Here is a 17,300-nt window from a genome sequence, read left to right on the forward strand (position 1 = left end):
TGTGCGCGCATCGCGCGCCGGGTGCGTGCTTTCCCGATGTGGCGAAGCGCGCGAGGTCAGTAGAATGGGCGATGCCGCCGCCGTCAGGCGGGGCGCGCCCGAATTGAAAGTTATTGGATACGGAAATCACAATGCCTCAAATCGTGGTGCTGCCCCATGTCGAACTGTGCCCCGAGGGCGCGGTCATCGACGCCAAGCCGGGTGAAAGCGTGTGCGACGCGCTGCTGGAACACGGCATCGAGATCGAACACGCCTGCGAGAAGTCGTGCGCGTGCACGACCTGTCACGTGATCGTGCGCGAAGGTTTCAACGCGCTCGAACCGTCTGAAGAAGCCGAAGACGACCTGCTCGACAAGGCATGGGGTCTGGAGCCCACTTCGCGGCTGTCGTGCCAGGCGCTCGTGCCGGCGGAAGACGACCTGGTGATCGAGATTCCGCGTTACTCGATCAACCACGCCAAGGAAAACCACTGATCCACCCGAAGAGGAGCGCACAGCCATGAAATGGACCGATACGCAGGACATCGCAATGGCCTTGACGGACACGCATCCCGAAGTCGATCCGCAGTATGTGCGCTTTACCGATCTGCATCGCTGGATCACGGAACTCGAAGGTTTCGACGACGATCCGCAAAGCTCGAACGAGCGGATCCTCGAAGCGATCCAGGCGGCGTGGATTGAAGACGCCGATTACTGATTGCTCCGGTCGATGAAGGCTCCGCGCTGCGGCGCGGTCTGAATAAAAAAGGCGATTCGCTGTGATGGCGAATCGCCTTTTTGTTTGCCTGCGTTTGCAGATGCGGCCGGGTTCAGGCGACCTCAGGCCGCTTCGAGCGCCCCGCGTTCGATCCGCACGCGTTGGCCTTGCTGGAACGGCGGTGCTTTGTGATAAGTGAAGTAGCGCATCTTGCCGCTATCCATGCGCACGCGCACCGAATAGGCCGTCGTGCTGCGGATATGCTTTTCGACCGAGTTGCCCGCGAGGCCGCCGCCGAGCGCGCCGAGCAGCGTCATCGCGGTACGGCCGCCGCCGCGGCCGAACTGATTGCCGACGACGCCACCCGCCACCGCGCCACCCACCGCGCCGATGCCGGTGCCGTGGCCTTCCTGCTTGACCGCCGAAATCGCTTCAACGACGCCGCACGAGGCGCACGCGGCCGATTGCGGCGGCGCTTCCTGCGCGGCTTGTTGAGGCTGTTGCGCGTACTGCGGCGCGGGCGCGGCCGGCTGCGCTGGCTGCGCCGCCGCCGGAGCGGGTTGCGGCTCGGTGGGCGCGGTGCTTTGCGCGCCGTTTTGTGCATACTGCGCGCCGGTCGCGGGCCGCGTGGAATCCTGCGTCGCGGGCAGCGTCGCCATCAGCGTGGTCTGGCCGGTTTGCGATTGGGCACTCTGTTCGGCCGTGCTGGAAGCCTTGGGAAATACGCCGGTAATCGCCGCCGTGGCTGCCAGGCTCGCGACGATCACCGCACCCGCGGCAGTCGCGACGAGCGGATGCAGACGGCGTTTGGCGGACGTGTCGGGCGTAGTGGTGGTCGTGGTTTTAGGATCGAGTTCGTTCATGACAGGCTCCGTCTTTTGCAGAGTTGGCTCAAAAGCTTGGGTCAAAACCAGTGTGAGCCAAAGCCGTGGCACGGGCGTTTCATTTTGTAACCCATCCTGCGTGCGCGACGAACCGGTAACGCATCCATCAGATCCCGATCGCCGCACGGCTTTGCCCGGCGCGGTTTTCCGTCCTGACGCAATCCGCATGCCCATTTGCCGCGCGAAATTTGCGCGAAGCAGGGCGGAAGCTTTTACCGATAGTTACAAACGTCCGACGCACGTGCCACGCCGCAGCCAAAAGAAACGGGGCGCATGCGGCGTGAACCGCATGCGCCCCGTCTGGCGCGTCTGTCGTGCAGGCGTCGCTTAGTCTTCGCGGCGCAGGTGCGGGAACAGCAGCACGTCGCGGATGCTCGGGCTATCGGTGAGCAGCATCACCAGACGGTCGATGCCGATGCCGCAGCCGCCCGTCGGGGGCATGCCGTACTCGAGCGCGCGGATGTAGTCGGCGTCGTAGAACATCGCTTCTTCGTCGCCCGCGTCCTTCTGCTCGACCTGCTTCTTGAAGCGCGCGGCCTGGTCTTCCGGATCGTTCAGCTCCGAGAAGCCGTTGGCGATTTCGCGGCCCGTGATGAACAGTTCGAAACGCTCGGTGATGCCCGGCGTGGTGTCCGAGGCGCGCGCGAGCGGCGAGACTTCGACCGGGTAGTCGATGATGTAGGTCGGTTCCCACAGTTGCGACTCGGCCGTTTCCTCGAACAGCGCGAGTTGCAGCGCGCCGACGCCGGCGTTCAGGAACTGCGGCTGGTTCGCGTCGACGCCGAACTTCTTCAGTTCCGTGCGCAGGAACGCGGCATCGGCGAGCTGTTCGGTCGTGTATTGCGGCGCGTACTTCTGGATTGCCTGCACGATCGTCAGACGATGGAACGGCTTTGACAGATCGAGTTCGCGGCCCTGATACGTGAGCACGGCGGTGCCCGACGCGTCGATCGCGGCCTGGCGGATCAGTTGCTCGGTGAAGTCCATCAGCCACGCGTAGTCGGTGTACGCGGCGTAGAACTCCATCATCGTGAATTCCGGATTGTGACGCGGCGAAACGCCCTCGTTACGGAAATTCCGGTTGATTTCGAACACGCGCTCGAAGCCGCCGACGATCAGGCGCTTCAGATACAGCTCGGGCGCGATACGCAGATACATCTGCATGTCGAGCGCGTTGTGGTGCGTGACGAACGGCTTGGCCGCCGCGCCGCCCGGGATCGGGTGCAGCATCGGCGTTTCGACTTCCATGAAGTTCGAGCCGGCCATGAACTGACGCACCGACGCGATCGCCTTCGCGCGCGCCACGAACGTGTCGCGGGCTTCCGGCGTGACGATCAGGTCGACGTAGCGCTGGCGGTAGCGCATTTCCTGGTCCGACAGACCGTGGAACTTGTCCGGCAGCGGACGCAGCGACTTCGAGAGCAGACGCAGTTCGGTCACGCGCACCGAGAGTTCGCCCTTGTTGGTGCGGAACAGGACGCCCTTCGCGGCGACGATGTCACCGAGGTCCCACTTCTTGAACGCGTCGTAGGTCGTTTCGCCCACGTCGGCGGGCGTGATGAAGAACTGGATCTGGCCCGAGCCGTCGCGCACCGTGGCGAAGCTTGCCTTGCCCATCACGCGTTTGAGCATCATGCGGCCGGCGATCGCGACTTCGAGCGGATTCGCTTCGAGCGCTTCCTTGTCGGTCTCGGCGTATTCGCGCTGCAGGTCGGCGGCGTGGTGAGTCGGGCGGAAGTCGTTGGGATAGGCGACGCCCGCTTCGCGCAGCGTGCGCAGCTTCTCGCGGCGCTCGGCGATGATCTGGTTGTCGTCCAGGTCGGGCGACGCGGCAGGCGCTGCGGCGGCCGTATTCGGCTGGGTCGGTTCGGTCATGATGGCTCGGGGTTCGGGAAATTCGGTTCCGCCGCGCGCGCCGCGCGTCTCGAAAGACGCGGGCGGCGGCACGGCGGGAGAGGGCGGCGGACGTTGGCGCCGCTTACACGCCCTGTTTCAGGCTTGCGCTGATGAACGCGTCGAGATCGCCGTCGAGCACGGCTTTGGTGTTGCTGATTTCGACGTTCGTGCGCAGATCCTTGATGCGGCTGTTGTCGAGCACGTAGGAGCGGATCTGGTGACCCCAGCCCACGTCCGACTTGCCCGCTTCGAGCTTGTCCTGCTCCGACTGGCGCTTGCGCATTTCGGCTTCGTACAGGCGCGATTTGAGCATGGCCATGGCTTCGGCGCGGTTGCGGTGCTGCGAGCGGTCGTTCTGGCACTGCACGACGATGCCCGACGGGATGTGCGTGATACGCACGGCGGAGTCGGTCTTGTTGATGTGCTGACCGCCCGCGCCCGAAGCGCGATACGTGTCGATGCGCAGGTCGGCCGGATTGACGTCGATTTCGAACGATTCGTCGATTTCCGGATACACGAACACCGACGAGAACGACGTGTGACGGCCGCCCGACGAGTCGAACGGCGACTTGCGCACGAGGCGGTGAATGCCGGTTTCGGTGCGCAGGAAGCCGTAGGCGTATTCGCCTTCGACCTTGATGGTCGCGCTCTTGATGCCGGCCACGTCGCCTTCGGACTCTTCGAGCACTTCGGTCTTGAAGCCCTTGCGCTCGCAGTAGCGCACGTACTGGCGCAGCAGCATCGACGCCCAGTCGCAGGCTTCCGTGCCGCCCGCGCCCGCCTGAATGTCGATAAAGGCGTTGTTCGGGTCGGCCGGGTTCGCGAACATGCGTCGGAACTCGACGTCGGCGATACGCTTTTCGATTTCAGCGGCGTCGCTTTCGCAGGCCACGAGCGTGTCCTCGTCGCCTTCCTCGCGCGCCATCTCGAAGAGGTCCTGCGCGTCGCGCGCGTCGTTCTCGATACCGTCGAGCACATGCACGACGCCTTCGAGCAGTTTCTTTTCCTTGCCGAGACCCTGTGCGTGCTTGGAGTCGTTCCAGACGTTGGGGTCTTCGAGTTCGCTATTGACTTCGACGAGCCGTCGGGCTTTTACGTCGTAGTCAAAGATACCCCCGGAGCTCGCCCGCGCGTGCGCGCAGGTCCGCCAAGAGGGCTTCGATCGCGTTGAGACGTTCCGCTTCCATTTGTGTCGTGATCCGGCGTGTAAAACACGCAATTATAGCCGATTGGCCATGCATCAAGGGCGCGGCGACCCCATGCGTGGCCTCTCGTCCACGCCGGTCAGAGCGCCGCGTGCTCCACCACCAGTTGCACGCGCGAAACCCCGTTCCACGTGTCGCGCACGAGGCGATAGGCGACGGTCGTGTGCTGCGGCAGCGGCTCGGTGTGGTTGAACCAGATCGCGTTGAAGCGCTGGCGGCCGCGCAGCAGTTGCAGTTTCAGGTGCTTGTCCTTCACGAGTGCCTGCGACGCGACCTCGAATTCACCCGCGAACACGGGCGCCGGGAAGCCCTGGCCCCACACGGCGGCGTCGATCATCTCGACGAAATCGGGCGTGAAATAGGCGTCTTCGAGGTCGCCGTCGGTTTCCACGGTGCGCGCGAGCGCCTCGGCGGTCAGCCATTCGCGGCCCACGCGCTCGAAGGCGGCGGCGAAGCGCGGCACGTCGGCGGCGGCGATCGTCAGGCCCGCGGCCATCGCGTGGCCGCCGAACTTGTGGATCAGGCCCGGCTCGCGCTTGGAAATCAGGTCGACGGCGTCGCGCAGATGGAAACCGGGGATCGAACGGCCCGAGCCCTTGACGAGCGCGCCGTCGTCGTCGGCGAGCGCGAAGGTGAAGGACGGGCGGTGGAACTTCTCTTTGAGCCGTCCCGCGACGATGCCGATCACGCCCTGGTGCCAGCCTTCGTTGAACAGCGTGAGCGTGGCGCCGTCCTGCGGATCGATGTCGGCGAGATCGGCGAGCGCCTGTTGTTGCATGCCGGCCTCGATCTCGCGGCGCTCGCGGTTCATCGCGTCGAGCTGCTGCGCGAGATCCCAGGCGCGGCCCACGTCGTCGGTGGTCAGGCACTCGATGCCGAGCGACATGTCGGAGAGGCGGCCCGCCGCGTTCAGGCGCGGTCCGAGCGCGAAGCCCATATCGAAGCCCGAGGCGCTTTTCGCGTCGCGGCCCGAGGCGCGGAACAGGGCGGCGATGCCCGGCTGCATGCGGCCGTTGCGGATGCGTTGCAGACCTTGCGCGACCAGCACGCGGTTGTTGCCGTCGAGCTTGACGACGTCGGCGACCGTGCCGAGCGCGACCAGATCGAGCAGACCGTCCAGACGCGGCTCGGGCTTGCCGTCGGCGAACGCGCCGCGGCGGCGCAGTTCGGCGCGCAGCGCAAGCAGCGTGTAGAACATCACGCCGACGCCCGCGATGCACTTGCTCGGAAACTCGCAACCCGGCTGATTCGGATTGACGATCGCGCGCGCGGCCGGCAGCACGTCGCCGGGCAGGTGGTGGTCGGTCACGAGCACGTCGATGCCGAGCGTGTTCGCGGCTTCCACGCCTTCCACGCTGGCGATGCCGTTGTCGACGGTGATCAGCAGGTCGGGCGGTCCGCCCTTGCGCTGCGCGGCGAGCGCGACGATCTCGGGCGTGAGGCCGTAGCCGTACTCGAAGCGATTCGGCACCAGATAGTCGATCTGCGCGCCGAACATGCGCAGGCCGCGCACGGCCACCGCGCAGGCGGTTGCGCCGTCGCAGTCGTAGTCGGCGACCACCAGCATGCGGCGTTTCTGTTCGAGCGCGTCGGCGAGCAGCGCGGCGGCCTCGTCGAGGCCTTTCATGCCGGCGGGCGGAATCAGGCGGCCGAGGCCGGTTTCGATGTCGTCGGGCTGGCTGACGCCGCGCGACGCGTAGAGGCGCGCGAGCACCGGGTGCAGGCCGTGACGGATCAGCACTTCGGTATCGGCGGGAGAGCAGGCGCGGGTGACGATTCGGGTCATGCGGACGACTTCGGAAATTATTCGATGAAGAGCGACGCGAACTCGCGGCGTCGCCAGAATTTGCGCAGGTCGCCGCGCGTGAGCGCGAGCGTGACCGAGCCGGTATCGCCGCAGAGCGTGACGTCGAGCTGGTTCAGCTCGCCGGCTTGCAGTGCATCGAGCGCGGGCGCGAACCAGTCGCGTTCGATCTGCGCGAAGGCCGCGTTCCAGCGGCCCCAGTCCTGCTGGATATACGCCGCCGAGAACGGATCGAGCTCGACCAGCGTGATGCCGCTCGCGGCGGCGTCGAGCGTGGTTTTCAGCGTGGCGAAATCGGCCGGCGCCCTGGCCAGCGCCGCGCCCGACGCCATGGCGAGGCCGCGCGTGGCGGCGGCGTCGGACTGCACGCGCGCAAACGGCTTGCGCACCGGACGCAGCGCGCCTTGCGCGTGGAACCAGATCGAGTTGACGGCGGGCAGGCCGCGCGCCTCGCGCGCTTCGTTGACGGGATGCTCGAACCAGGCCATCTGCACCTCGTTCTGCACCTTCATCCACGCGCGCGAACGCTGGCCCGAATGGGCCTCGTGCGGCAGCCAGATTTCGATATTGCGGCCGCTCGCGCGCAGCGGCGACGCGCCCGCGAGCGTGCCGAACTGGTCGCTCGACAGATACCAGCGTTGCGGCGTGGGCGCTTCGATGCGCACGCCGAGTTCTTCGATCAGCGGTCGGGCGATGGCGTACAGCGTGGCGGCGTCGGCGTCGGTGAGTTCGAGCGAGGCGGGATCGATCAGCACCAGGTGATCGTGCGCGATGCGCACGTGCACGGGCTGGATGCAGGCCCACGTGGCGTCGCCGGGCGTGCCGCCGTCGGCAAGCAGCATCCAGGGCGCGAGCGGCGCTTCGTCGTCGGCGCTGGCGCTTTTGGCGTTGGCGCTCGCAGCGCCGTCGCCGAGCGCGCCGAACTGACGCGCGACCCAGCGCTCATGCGGCAGCGTGCGCTGGAAATCTTCGCCGATGACCTGCTCGCCGAGCGTCGCGCGCGCGATCAGCTTCGAGAGCGCGGGAAACTGCAGGCCGGCGAGGGCGGTCGGCGCAACAGCCGCGGACGGCAGCGCGAAAGGCACGAGGAGATGGAGGCGGTCGGCAGGCATGGTGCGCATTGTACTTCGGCGCTCGCGGCTGCTGGGCGCGGCGGGCGGCGCATCCGGCGCGTCGAGTGCACCGCGTTGGCGTGCCGTGCCATACGAATCAGTAACTTACCGACGATCGGCGCGGCAGGCGGGCACCTGCGCGCCGAATCCGCATCCAAGGGGCAGGGGCGCAGACTGGGCGGGTACAGGCGGCCCGGGATGGCGCAAAGTCCGTGAGACCCCCGTAGTGTGGCAAACTTCGCGCTTGGTTGCGGACATGTTCCGGCACGGAAATCGGGCGGCGCGCGGACCGGTGGTCCTGCATCGACGTGATCGCGACGCAAATATGCGACGTAACCAGCACGATGCGACGTAACCCGCGACGCAGCCCGCGCGCCCATGCCCGCGCAACGAAGACGCTTTAAAGGATTCGCTTGAAACTTCCCTACGAATGGCAGATAGGCTGGCGCTACACCCGCGCCGGCAAGCGCACGACCGGCAATGGCTTCATCTCGTTCATCGCGCTGATCTCGATGTCGGGCATCGCGCTCGGCGTGGCGGCGCTGATCGTCGTGCTCTCCGTGATGAACGGCTTCCAGCGCGACGTGCGCGACCGCATGCTCTCCGTGCTCGCGCACGTCGAAATCTTCTCGCCCACCGGTTCGATGCCCGACTGGCAACTGACCGCGAAAGAGGCCAAGACCAATCCCGAGGTGATCGGCGCGGCGCCCTATGTGGACGCCCAGGCGCTGCTCACGCGCGGCGACAGCGTGAACGGCGTGGCGCTGCGCGGCGTCGAGCCCTCGGAAGAACCGCAGGTCTCGGACATCGGCAAGGAAATGAAGATCGGCACCATGAACGATCTGACGCCGGGCAGCTTCAACATCGTGCTCGGCTCCGATCTGGCCGTGAATCTCGGCGTGACGAAGGGCGACAAGGTCACGCTCGTCGCGCCCGAAGGCACGATCACGCCGGCGGGTATGCTGCCGCGCCTGAAGCAGTTCACCGTGGTGGGCGTGTTCGAATCGGGGCATTACGAGTACGACAGCACGCTCGCGCTCGTGAACATCCGCGACGCCGAAGTGCTCTACCGCCTGGCCGCACCCAGCGGCGTGCGCCTGCGCCTGAAGGACATGCAGCGCGCGCCCGCCGTCGCGCGGCAGCTCGTGCACACGCTCTCGGGCGACCTTTATATTCGCGACTGGACGCAGCAGAACAAGACGTGGTTCTCGGCCGTGCAGATCGAGAAGCGCATGATGTTCATCATCCTCACGCTGATCATCGCGGTGGCGGCGTTCAATCTGGTGTCGTCGCTGGTGATGACGGTGACCAACAAGCAGGCCGATATCGCCATTCTGCGCACGCTCGGCGCGCAGCCCGGCTCGATCATGAAGATCTTCGTGGTGCAGGGCGTGACGATCGGCTTCGTGGGGACGGCCATCGGCGTCGCGCTCGGCTGCCTGATCGCGTGGAGCATTCCGTGGCTCGTGCCGATGATCGAGCATCTGCTCGGCGTGCAGTTCCTGCCGCCCTCGGTCTATTTCATCAGTGAACTGCCTTCGGAACTCGTCGCCGGCGACGTGATCCGTATCGGTTTGATTGCGTTCGTGCTGTCCGCGCTCGCGACGCTTTATCCCAGCTGGCGCGCGGCCAGGGTTCGACCGGCGGAGGCACTGCGCTATGAATGATCGTCAAGCGAAAAACACCATCATGAGCGGCGTGGCAAGCGACTATCCGTATGTGATCGAGGCGCACGGCATTTCGAAGGTGTTCGGCCAGGGCGCGCTCTCGGTGCAGGTGCTGCACGACACCGAAATCTCCGTGAAGCGCGGCGAGAAGCTCGCGATCGTGGGCGCGTCGGGTTCGGGCAAAAGCACGCTGCTGCACGTGCTCGGCGGTCTCGACGAACCGGGCACCGGCAACGTGAAGCTGCTCGGCAAGCCGTTCACCGAACTGTCCGAACGCGACCGCAACGATCTGCGCAACCGCGCGCTCGGTTTCGTCTATCAGTTCCATCATCTGCTGCCGGAATTCTCGGCGCTCGACAACGTGGCGATGCCGCTGCGCATCCGCCGCATGCCGCAAGAGGACGCGCGCCGCGAGGCGATGGCGATTCTCGATCGCGTGGGCCTCGCGCATCGCGCGCGTCATCGTCCGGGCGAACTCTCGGGCGGCGAGCGTCAGCGCGTGGCGATCGCGCGTGCGCTGGTCACGCGGCCCGCCTGCGTGCTCGCCGACGAACCGACCGGCAATCTCGACGGCAGCACGGCGGACACGGTGTTCAACCTGATGCTCGAACTCTCGGACCAGTTCCAGACGAGCTTCGTGATCGTCACGCACGATCCCGATCTCGCGGCGCGTTGCGACCGCATCGTGCGTCTGCGCGAAGGCATGCTGCACGAGGAGCCGGTTCTGCCGGTCTAGGCGCGCAGCAACGGCGTCGCCTTGCGCCACGCCTCGCGCCCGCGAGTTGCGCCGCAGTTCTGCCGCGTGATTCGCGGGCCTTGTTTTTGGGTCTATTTCGATGACGTTCGCCGTTTGCGGCAGGAGCGCGTAACCATGTGGATCGACACGCATTGTCATCTCGATGCCGGCGAATTCGACGCGGATCGCGACGCGGTGGCGTCGGCGGCGCGGGCGTCGGGGGTGGCGCGCATCGTGATTCCCGCGGTGGCGCGCGAGAACTTCGCGACCGTGCGCGCGCTCGCGCGGCGCACGCCGGGCGCGGTCTACGCGCTCGGGATTCATCCGCTCTATACGCCGCAGGCGCGCGACGAGGACATCGCCGCATTGCGCGCCGAAATCGAGGCGAGTCTCGACGATCCGAAGTTCGTGGGTATCGGCGAAATCGGTCTCGACTTTTTCGTGCCGGGGCTCGACGCCGAGCGTCAGCAATTCATCTACGACGCGCAGTTGAAGCTCGCGCGCGAATTCGAGCTGCCCGCGATCTGCCATGTGCGCAAGTCGCAGGATCAGGTGCTCAAGGGCTTGCGCCGCAACGGCGTGCGCTGCGGCATCGCGCATGCGTTCAACGGCAGCTTTCAGCAGGCGCAGGCGTTTATCGAGCAGGGCATGCATCTGGGTTTCGGCGGCAATCTGACCTTCGAGCGCGCGTTGCAGATTCGCCGGCTCGCGGAGCAGTTGCCGCTCGACGCCATCGTGATGGAAACCGACGCGCCCGACATCTCGCCGTCCTGGCTCTACAAGCAGCGCAACACGCCGGATCAGGTGCCGCGCATCGGCGCCGTGCTCGCCGCCTTGCGGGGCGTGACGCCCGAGGATATCGCCCTTGGCACGACGGCTAACGCGACGGCCGCGCTGCCGCGGCTCGCGCTTTCGTCGGCATAATTTCCGCATGGGTGGCGCGCGAAACGGCAGGGTGTGAGGGCTTGCGCCGCCGTTTCGCGGAGGCGCTATGCGGGCGATGTGGTGCGGCTTCGCGCTGGGCGTGATCGCGCTGCAACAGCAGGCGGCGTTGCCGGGGCGCGGTGCGTGGTGTGGATTGATCGCGTTGATGTTGGGCGCGGCGATCGGCGGCGTGCGGATGGGGCGGTGGGGTGCGCGAGGGCGTATTGCGCGTTGTGCTGTGAGCTGGGCCGCGCTTGTGCTTGCTTCAACGTGTGTCGGGTTCGGTTATGCGGCGTGGCGCGCGGAAATCCGCCTGGCCGCATCGTTGCCCGAAGCCTGGCAGGCGCGCGACGTCGACGTAATCGGGTATATCGCGCGGATGCCTGCCTTCGGTGAAGGCTCGGCGCGCTTTCTCTTCGCGGTGGAATCCTGGCCGGGGCGCGAGCTTGCGGCGAGCGCTTTGCGTTTCTCGCGTGCGCCGCGTCTGCTGCAATTGAACTGGATCGCGCGCGACGCGCCCGTGCCGCCGCTCGTGTCCGGCGCGCGCTGGCGGCTGACGGTGCGGCTCAAGCCGGCGCACGGCGAGGGCAATTTCGATTTGCGCGATACAGAGGCGGCCTTGCTTGCGCGCGGCGTGCGCGCGACCGGTTACGTCAGCGACGCCGCGCACGCGCAACGTCTGACTCGCGACGCGCAGGGCATCGGCATCGCCATCGAGCGCAGGCGGGCGGCGGTGCGTGCGCGCATCGGCGAGGTGCTGGCGGACGCGCCGCATCGCGGCATCGTCGTCGCGCTTGCGACCGGTGCACAGGACGATGTCAGCGATGCCGACTGGCAACTGATGCGCAACACCGGCACGAGTCATCTCGTTGCGATCTCCGGGCTGCATCTCGCCTTCGTCGCCGGGCTTGCGGGCTGGCTGTCGGGCGCGCTCTGGCGGCGAGCGCGCTGGCGCGGCATGGAAGCGCCGCTCGTCCTGCCCGCCCAGAAAGTGGCGCTCGCGGGCGCGCTGTGCGCGGGTGCGGCTTATGCCGCGCTGGCCGGATTCAACGTGCCGGTGCAGCGCGCGCTCTGGATGCTGGCGGTGGCGGCGGTGGCGCTGCTGGGTTCGCGCGAGGTGTCGCGTTCGCATGTGCTGGCGTGGGCGCTCGGGCTCGTATTGCTGCGCGATCCGTGGGCGGTGACCGCGCCGGGATTCTGGTTGTCGTTCTGCGCCGTCGCGGCGATTCTGTATGCGGCCAGCGGCGTGCCGCGCATGCGCCGCGAAGAGGATGCCGAACTCACACCCGATGAAGTCGATCCGATGCGCGAGAAGGAGCCGGTGGCGGCCGAGGTGCCGCGTGGGCCTTGGCGCGAACGCTTTGCCTCGCTCGTCGATTGGCAGCGCTGGCGCCGCGCCGCCAGGCGTTTCGCGGCCCGTCTGCATGACGGCGCGCGCGTGCAATGGGCGGTCACGCTGGCGCTCGCGCCGCTCACCGCGTACTGGTTCCTGCAGATTCCGCTGATCGGGCCGCTGGCGAACGCCTTCGCGATTCCGTGGGTCAGCATGCTGGTCACGCCGACCGTGCTGGCGGGCGCGGTCTTGCCCGAGCCGCTCGACGCCTTCGCGCTGCGCGCCGCGCACGCGTTGCTCGACCGCCTCGCGATGGCGCTCGGCGCGCTCGACGGTCTGCCGTGGGCGCTGCTGCGTCTGCCGCAGCCGTCCGGCTGGGCGTTGGCCTGTGCGGCGGTGGGCGTCGCGTGGTTGCTCGCGCCGCGCGGGTGGCCGTTGCGCTGGCTCGCGCCGTTCACGTGGCTGCCGCTGCTTGCGCCGTCGCCGGGCGGCCCGCCGGAAGGCGCGTTCCGCCTCACCGCGCTGGACATCGGGCAGGGCACCTCCGTGCTGATCGAGACCGCGCGCCACACCTTGCTGTTCGACGCCGGGCCAGGCCCGGAATCCACCCACGCGGGCGAGCGGATCGTCGTTCCCTATCTGCAGACCCACGCCGTGACGCAACTCGACATGCTGATGGTGAGCCACGACGACTCCGACCACTCGGGCGGCGCTCAGGCCGTGCTCGAAGCGCTGCGGGTGCGGCAGTTCGTGGCGGGCATTCTGCCCGCGCATCCGTTGTGGGCGACAGCGCAGTCGCGCGGGGCGGAGCGCGTGCAGTGCGCGGCAGGGCAGCGCTGGCAGTGGGACGGCGTGACCTTCGAGGTGCTCTGGCCCGATGCGGGGCCGCTCGCGGGCAAACCCAATGCGCATTGCTGCGTGCTGCGCGTGAGCACGGCGGGCATATCCGGGGCCGCGTCGGCGCCGGATGGCGCCGTCACCGCCTTGCTTGCCGCCGATATCGAAGCCGCCACCGAGCGCACGCTGATGGCACGCGACCCCGACAAGCTGCGCGCCCAGATTCTCGTCGTGCCGCACCACGGCAGCCGCACGTCGTCGACTGAACCGTTCCTCGACTCTGTCTGGCCGCTCGTCGCGATATTTCAGGTAGGCTTCATCAATCGCTTTCATCATCCTTATCCGGGTGTCTATGCGCGTTACGCGTCGCGCCACATCGTGCTGGCGCGCAGCGATTGGGACGGCGCGGCGCGCATCGAGGCCGCCCCCGGCGCGTTGACGGTCGAGCGCTTTCGCGATACGCGGCGGCGTTACTGGATGGACCGGTTGGACCGGCCGGATCGGACCGAAGAGGCGGCGGTGGGCGCGATGCAAGGGGCGGCTGCGGTCCGCCCGCCCGGCACGCAAGACAACGACGACAACGACAATCCGACAAGAACGAACGGAACGGAGACAGGCCCAGATTGAAGAACGTCATCCATTTTTCCCATGCGAACGGCTTCCCGGCCTCGACCTATCGCACTTTCTTCGCCGAACTCGGCGACACCTACGAGCTGCGCTATATCGAGCGCATCGGCCACGACGCGCGCTATCCCGTCACGCGCGACTGGCCGCACCTCGTCGAGCAACTGATCGAGGACATCGGCAGCCGCTATGAGCAGCCGGTCTGGCTCGTCGGCCACTCGCTCGGCGGCTATCTTTCGCTGATGGCGGCGCTCAGGAAGCCGCAGTGGGTGAGGGGCGTGGTGATGCTCGATTCGCCCGTGATCGCCGGCTGGCGCAGCGGCATGCTGCGCGTGTCGCAGTGGACCGGGCTCGACGAGCGCCTGTCGCCCGCCGCCGCGACGCGCACGCGCCGCACCAGCTGGGCGAGTCGCGACGAAGCCTGGCGTCATTTCCACTCGAAGCCCGCGTTTGCGCGCTGGGACGAGCGCGTGTTGTCGGACTACATCGACTTCGGCATTCCTCAGACTTCGCCCGACGGCGCACGCACGCTCGCCTTCGACCGCCGCACCGAATACCTCATTTACCGCACACTGCCGCACACCTTCGGCACGCGCCTCGCGCATGGCTCGCCGGTGCCGGTGAGCTTCGTCGGCGGCACGCATTCGAAGGAGGTGCGGCAGGTCGGTCTCGGCGCGACGCGGCGCATCGCGGGCGAGCGCTTCGAGTGGATCGAAGGCAGTCATCTGTATCCGATGGAGCGGCCCATCGAGACCGCGCGCGCGGTGCAGCGCATGCTCTACGCGATGGGTAACGGCGGCTGGACGCGCGCCTGATGGCCGCCGTCTGGCGGGGCACGATCAATTCGGCACATGCTTCATTCGCGCCGCGCCCCGTCACGCAAGATGCTCTTTCAAAATTCAGGGTTAGCCCTTGCTTTACGGTATAATCCGTTTTTCCCGCGAGCATCCAGCGATGACCAAATATGTTTTCGTCACCGGCGGCGTAGTTTCTTCCCTTGGCAAGGGTATTGCCGCCGCCTCCCTCGCCGCGATCCTCGAATCGCGCGGTCTGAAAGTCACCCTCCTCAAGCTTGATCCCTACATCAACGTCGACCCCGGCACGATGAGCCCGTTTCAACACGGCGAAGTGTTCGTGACGGAAGACGGAGCGGAGACCGACCTCGACCTCGGCCACTATGAGCGCTTCATCAGCACGAAGATGCGCAAGGCCAACAACTTCACCACGGGCCAGATTTACGAATCGGTGATCCGCAAGGAACGCCGCGGCGATTATCTCGGCAAGACGGTGCAGGTCATTCCGCACATCACCAACGAAATCCAGGCGTTCATCGAGCGCGGCGCGGCATCCGCGACGTGCGGTGAGCCCGACGTGGCGATCGTTGAAGTGGGCGGCACGGTCGGCGACATCGAGTCGCTGCCGTTCCTCGAAGCCGCGCGTCAGATGAGCCTGCGCCTTGGCCGCAACAGCGCGTGCTTCGTGCACCTCACGCTGGTGCCGTTCATCGCCACGGCCGGCGAACTCAAGACCAAGCCCACGCAGCACAGCGTGCAGAAGCTGCGCGAAATCGGTATCTATCCGAACGTGCTGCTGTGCCGTGCAGACCGCCGCATTCCGGACGACGAGCGCTCGAAGATCTCGATGTTCTCGAACGTGCCCGAAGACGCCGTCATTTCGGTGTGGGACGCCGACAGCATCTACAAGATTCCGCAGATGCTGCACGACCAGGGTCTCGACTCGATCGTCTGCGACGAACTCAAGCTGTCCGCCAAGCCCGCCGATCTGTCGATGTGGGCCGAAATGGTCGAGAAGCTCGAGCATCCGCAGCATGAAGTCACGATCGGCATGGTCGGCAAGTACGTCGACCTGACCGAGTCGTACAAGTCGCTCATCGAAGCGCTGCGTCACGCATCGATCAAGACCTCGACCAAGGTCAACATCGAGTACATCGACTCGGAAGAGATCGACGAACAGGGCGTGGACAGCCTCAAGCATCTCGACGCGATTCTCGTGCCGGGTGGTTTCGGCCGTCGCGGCACCGAAGGCAAGATCAAGGCCATTCAGTACGCTCGTGAATCGAAGGTGCCGTACCTCGGCATCTGCCTCGGCATGCAGCTCGCCGTGATCGAATTCGCGCGCGACGTGGTGGGCCTGAAGCACGCGAACAGCACGGAATTCGACGCCGACACGCCGGACCGCGTCGTCGCGCTCATCACCGAATGGGCCGACCGCGAAGGCAAGGTCGAGAAGCGCACGGAAGATTCGGACCTGGGCGGCACCATGCGCCTCGGCTCGCAGCGCTGCCCGATCAAGCCCGGCACGCTCGCTTCGGAAATCTATGGCAAGGACGTGAACGAACGTCACCGCCACCGTTATGAAGTCAATAACGGCTACGTGCCCAAGCTCGAAGCCGGCGGCCTTATCATCAGCGCCCGTACGCCGACTGAAGACCTGCCGGAAATGATGGAACTGCCGCGCGACATGCACCCGTGGTTCGTCGGCGTTCAGTTCCACCCGGAATTCACGTCCACGCCGCGTGACGGCCATCCGCTCTTCAAGGCGTTTGTCGAAGCGTCGCTCGCGCACCAGCAGTCGCGCGCTCAGGAGAAAGCATGAATCTGTGCGGTTTCGAGGTCGGCCTCGACAAGCCGTTCTTTCTGATTGCAGGCACCTGTGTCGTCGAATCCGAACAGATGACGATCGACACGGCGGGCCGCCTGAAGGAAATCACGGCGAAGCTCGGCATTCCGTTCATCTACAAGTCGTCGTTCGACAAGGCCAATCGCTCGAGCGGCAAGTCGTTCCGCGGCCTGGGCATGGACGAAGGCCTGCGCATCCTCTCCGAAGTGAAGCGCCAGCTCGGCCTGCCCGTGCTGACCGACGTGCACACGGAAGAGGAAGTGGGCCCGGTGGCTTCGGTCGTCGACGTGCTGCAGACGCCGGCGTTCCTGTGCCGCCAGACCGACTTCATCCACGCGTGCGCGCGTTCGGGCAAGCCGGTCAACATCAAGAAAGGCCAGTTCCTCGCGCCGCACGACATGAAGAACGTGATCGACAAGGCGCGCGACGCGGCGCGTGAAGCGGGTCTTTCCGAAGACCGCTTCATGGCTTGCGAACGCGGCGTCTCGTTCGGTTACAACAACCTCGTGTCCGACATGCGCTCGCTCGCGATCATGCGCGAGACGGCGGCGCCGGTCGTGATGGACGTCACGCACTCGGTGCAACTGCCGGGCGGCCAGGGCACCAGCTCGGGCGGTCAGCGCGAATTCGTGCCGGTGCTCGCGCGCGCGGCCGTCGCAACGGGCGTGGCGGGTCTCTTCATGGAGACGCACCCGAACCCGGCGCAAGCGAAGTCCGACGGTCCCAACGCCGTGCCGCTGAACCGCATGGCCGACCTGCTCGAAACGCTCGTCACGCTCGACCAGGCGGTCAAGCGCACGCCGTTCCTCGAGAACGACTTCAACTGATTCACGTAGTCAGGCACCGGCGCGCTTCATGCGCGTCGTGTGCTTTGTCGTATGGCTTCACCGCAAGATTGGATCGCGGAGTTCTACCGTAGTGCTGAAGCATCGCGCGCCGCTT

General features: G+C 66.5%; 14 protein-coding genes. 9 read left to right on the plus strand and 5 right to left on the minus strand.

Going from position 1 to position 17,300, the window contains the following annotated elements; translation table 11 throughout:
* Window positions 1–131: 131 nt before the first annotated feature.
* Both fdx and iscX read left to right on the plus strand, forming a co-directional pair.
* Window positions 132–473 (plus strand): ISC system 2Fe-2S type ferredoxin, encoded by a 342-nt coding sequence (gene fdx, locus BMY06_RS17990; RefSeq protein WP_065060263.1) that lies wholly within the window; start codon window positions 132–134, stop codon window positions 471–473.
* Between the two features lie 25 nt (window positions 474–498).
* Window positions 499–696 carry a Fe-S cluster assembly protein IscX gene (gene iscX, locus BMY06_RS17995; RefSeq protein ID WP_065060262.1) on the plus strand — a complete coding sequence of 66 codons (198 nt, stop codon included), beginning with the start codon at window positions 499–501 and terminating at the stop codon, window positions 694–696.
* Between the two features lie 122 nt (window positions 697–818).
* On the opposite strand, the gene BMY06_RS18000 is transcribed toward iscX, so the two are convergent.
* From BMY06_RS18000 to BMY06_RS18020, 5 genes are all read right to left on the minus strand, one after another.
* On the minus strand, window positions 819–1,559 hold the full coding sequence (locus BMY06_RS18000) for a glycine zipper 2TM domain-containing protein (RefSeq protein ID WP_074984420.1): 741 nt from the start codon (window positions 1,557–1,559) through the stop codon (window positions 819–821).
* Between the two features lie 348 nt (window positions 1,560–1,907).
* The gene (lysS, locus tag BMY06_RS18005) at window positions 1,908–3,455 is read right to left on the minus strand and encodes a lysine--tRNA ligase (protein ID WP_074984421.1); all 1,548 of its coding nucleotides are present in this window, start codon (window positions 3,453–3,455) and stop codon (window positions 1,908–1,910) included.
* A 103-nt stretch (window positions 3,456–3,558) separates the two neighbouring features.
* Window positions 3,559–4,663 (minus strand): peptide chain release factor 2 gene (gene prfB / locus BMY06_RS18010; protein WP_110328271.1). Its coding sequence is split into 2 segments (ribosomal slippage): window positions 3,559–4,581 and window positions 4,583–4,663, totalling 1,104 coding nucleotides; the frame shifts between segments, so codons are not numbered across the junction.
* Between the two features lie 97 nt (window positions 4,664–4,760).
* The gene (gene recJ, locus BMY06_RS18015) at window positions 4,761–6,467 is read right to left on the minus strand and encodes a single-stranded-DNA-specific exonuclease RecJ (RefSeq protein WP_065060258.1); all 1,707 of its coding nucleotides are present in this window, start codon (window positions 6,465–6,467) and stop codon (window positions 4,761–4,763) included.
* A 17-nt stretch (window positions 6,468–6,484) separates the two neighbouring features.
* A complete protein-coding gene (locus BMY06_RS18020; RefSeq protein WP_074984574.1) occupies window positions 6,485–7,597 on the minus strand; it encodes a regulator in 1,113 nt (370 codons plus the stop codon).
* 413 nt (window positions 7,598–8,010) lie between these two features.
* Between BMY06_RS18020 and BMY06_RS18025 the strand changes: the two genes are divergently transcribed.
* The 7 genes from BMY06_RS18025 to kdsA all read left to right on the plus strand — a co-directional run bounded on the left by BMY06_RS18025 (window position 8,011) and on the right by kdsA (window position 17,185).
* Window positions 8,011–9,264 carry a lipoprotein-releasing ABC transporter permease subunit gene (locus BMY06_RS18025; RefSeq protein WP_065060257.1) on the plus strand — a complete coding sequence of 418 codons (1,254 nt, stop codon included), beginning with the start codon at window positions 8,011–8,013 and terminating at the stop codon, window positions 9,262–9,264.
* Window positions 9,257–10,000 carry a lipoprotein-releasing ABC transporter ATP-binding protein LolD gene (lolD, locus tag BMY06_RS18030; RefSeq protein ID WP_065060256.1) on the plus strand — a complete coding sequence of 248 codons (744 nt, stop codon included), beginning with the start codon at window positions 9,257–9,259 and terminating at the stop codon, window positions 9,998–10,000. Before BMY06_RS18025 ends, lolD begins: the two co-directional genes overlap by 8 nt.
* Before the next feature lie 135 nt (window positions 10,001–10,135).
* Window positions 10,136–10,924: a TatD family hydrolase gene (locus BMY06_RS18035; RefSeq protein WP_074984423.1), complete on the plus strand. Its 789-nt coding sequence runs from the start codon at window positions 10,136–10,138 to the stop codon at window positions 10,922–10,924.
* A 67-nt stretch (window positions 10,925–10,991) separates the two neighbouring features.
* Window positions 10,992–13,721, plus strand: a complete 2,730-nt coding sequence (locus tag BMY06_RS18040) for a ComEC/Rec2 family competence protein (RefSeq protein WP_074984425.1) — start codon at window positions 10,992–10,994, stop codon at window positions 13,719–13,721.
* Window positions 13,718–14,533 (plus strand): alpha/beta fold hydrolase, encoded by an 816-nt coding sequence (locus BMY06_RS18045; protein WP_065060253.1) that lies wholly within the window; start codon window positions 13,718–13,720, stop codon window positions 14,531–14,533. Before BMY06_RS18040 ends, BMY06_RS18045 begins: the two co-directional genes overlap by 4 nt.
* A 139-nt stretch (window positions 14,534–14,672) precedes the next feature.
* Window positions 14,673–16,334 carry a CTP synthase gene (locus BMY06_RS18050; RefSeq protein WP_065060252.1) on the plus strand — a complete coding sequence of 554 codons (1,662 nt, stop codon included), beginning with the start codon at window positions 14,673–14,675 and terminating at the stop codon, window positions 16,332–16,334.
* Window positions 16,331–17,185: a 3-deoxy-8-phosphooctulonate synthase gene (gene kdsA / locus BMY06_RS18055; RefSeq protein ID WP_027814924.1), complete on the plus strand. Its 855-nt coding sequence runs from the start codon at window positions 16,331–16,333 to the stop codon at window positions 17,183–17,185. Before BMY06_RS18050 ends, kdsA begins: the two co-directional genes overlap by 4 nt.
* Window positions 17,186–17,300: the final 115 nt, after the last annotated feature.

The sequence above is a fragment of the Paraburkholderia tropica genome (assembly GCF_900109265.1).
Lineage (GTDB): Bacteria > Pseudomonadota > Gammaproteobacteria > Burkholderiales > Burkholderiaceae > Paraburkholderia > Paraburkholderia tropica.

Bases quoted from the DNA above. Each gene is read 5' to 3' on its own strand.
- recJ (WP_065060258.1), bottom strand. From the start codon at position 6,467: ATGACCCGAATCGTCACCCGCGCCTGCTCTCCCGCCGATACCGAAGTG.
- kdsA (WP_027814924.1), top strand. From the start codon at position 16,331: ATGAATCTGTGCGGTTTCGAGGTCGGCCTCGACAAGCCGTTCTTTCTG.
- BMY06_RS18020 (WP_074984574.1), bottom strand. From the start codon at position 7,597: ATGCCTGCCGACCGCCTCCATCTCCTCGTGCCTTTCGCGCTGCCGTCC.
- fdx (WP_065060263.1), top strand. From the start codon at position 132: ATGCCTCAAATCGTGGTGCTGCCCCATGTCGAACTGTGCCCCGAGGGC.
- BMY06_RS18035 (WP_074984423.1), top strand. From the start codon at position 10,136: ATGTGGATCGACACGCATTGTCATCTCGATGCCGGCGAATTCGACGCG.
- lysS (WP_074984421.1), bottom strand. From the start codon at position 3,455: ATGACCGAACCGACCCAGCCGAATACGGCCGCCGCAGCGCCTGCCGCG.
- BMY06_RS18040 (WP_074984425.1), top strand. From the start codon at position 10,992: ATGCGGGCGATGTGGTGCGGCTTCGCGCTGGGCGTGATCGCGCTGCAA.
- lolD (WP_065060256.1), top strand. From the start codon at position 9,257: ATGAATGATCGTCAAGCGAAAAACACCATCATGAGCGGCGTGGCAAGC.
- BMY06_RS18050 (WP_065060252.1), top strand. From the start codon at position 14,673: ATGACCAAATATGTTTTCGTCACCGGCGGCGTAGTTTCTTCCCTTGGC.
- iscX (WP_065060262.1), top strand. From the start codon at position 499: ATGAAATGGACCGATACGCAGGACATCGCAATGGCCTTGACGGACACG.
- BMY06_RS18000 (WP_074984420.1), bottom strand. From the start codon at position 1,559: ATGAACGAACTCGATCCTAAAACCACGACCACCACTACGCCCGACACG.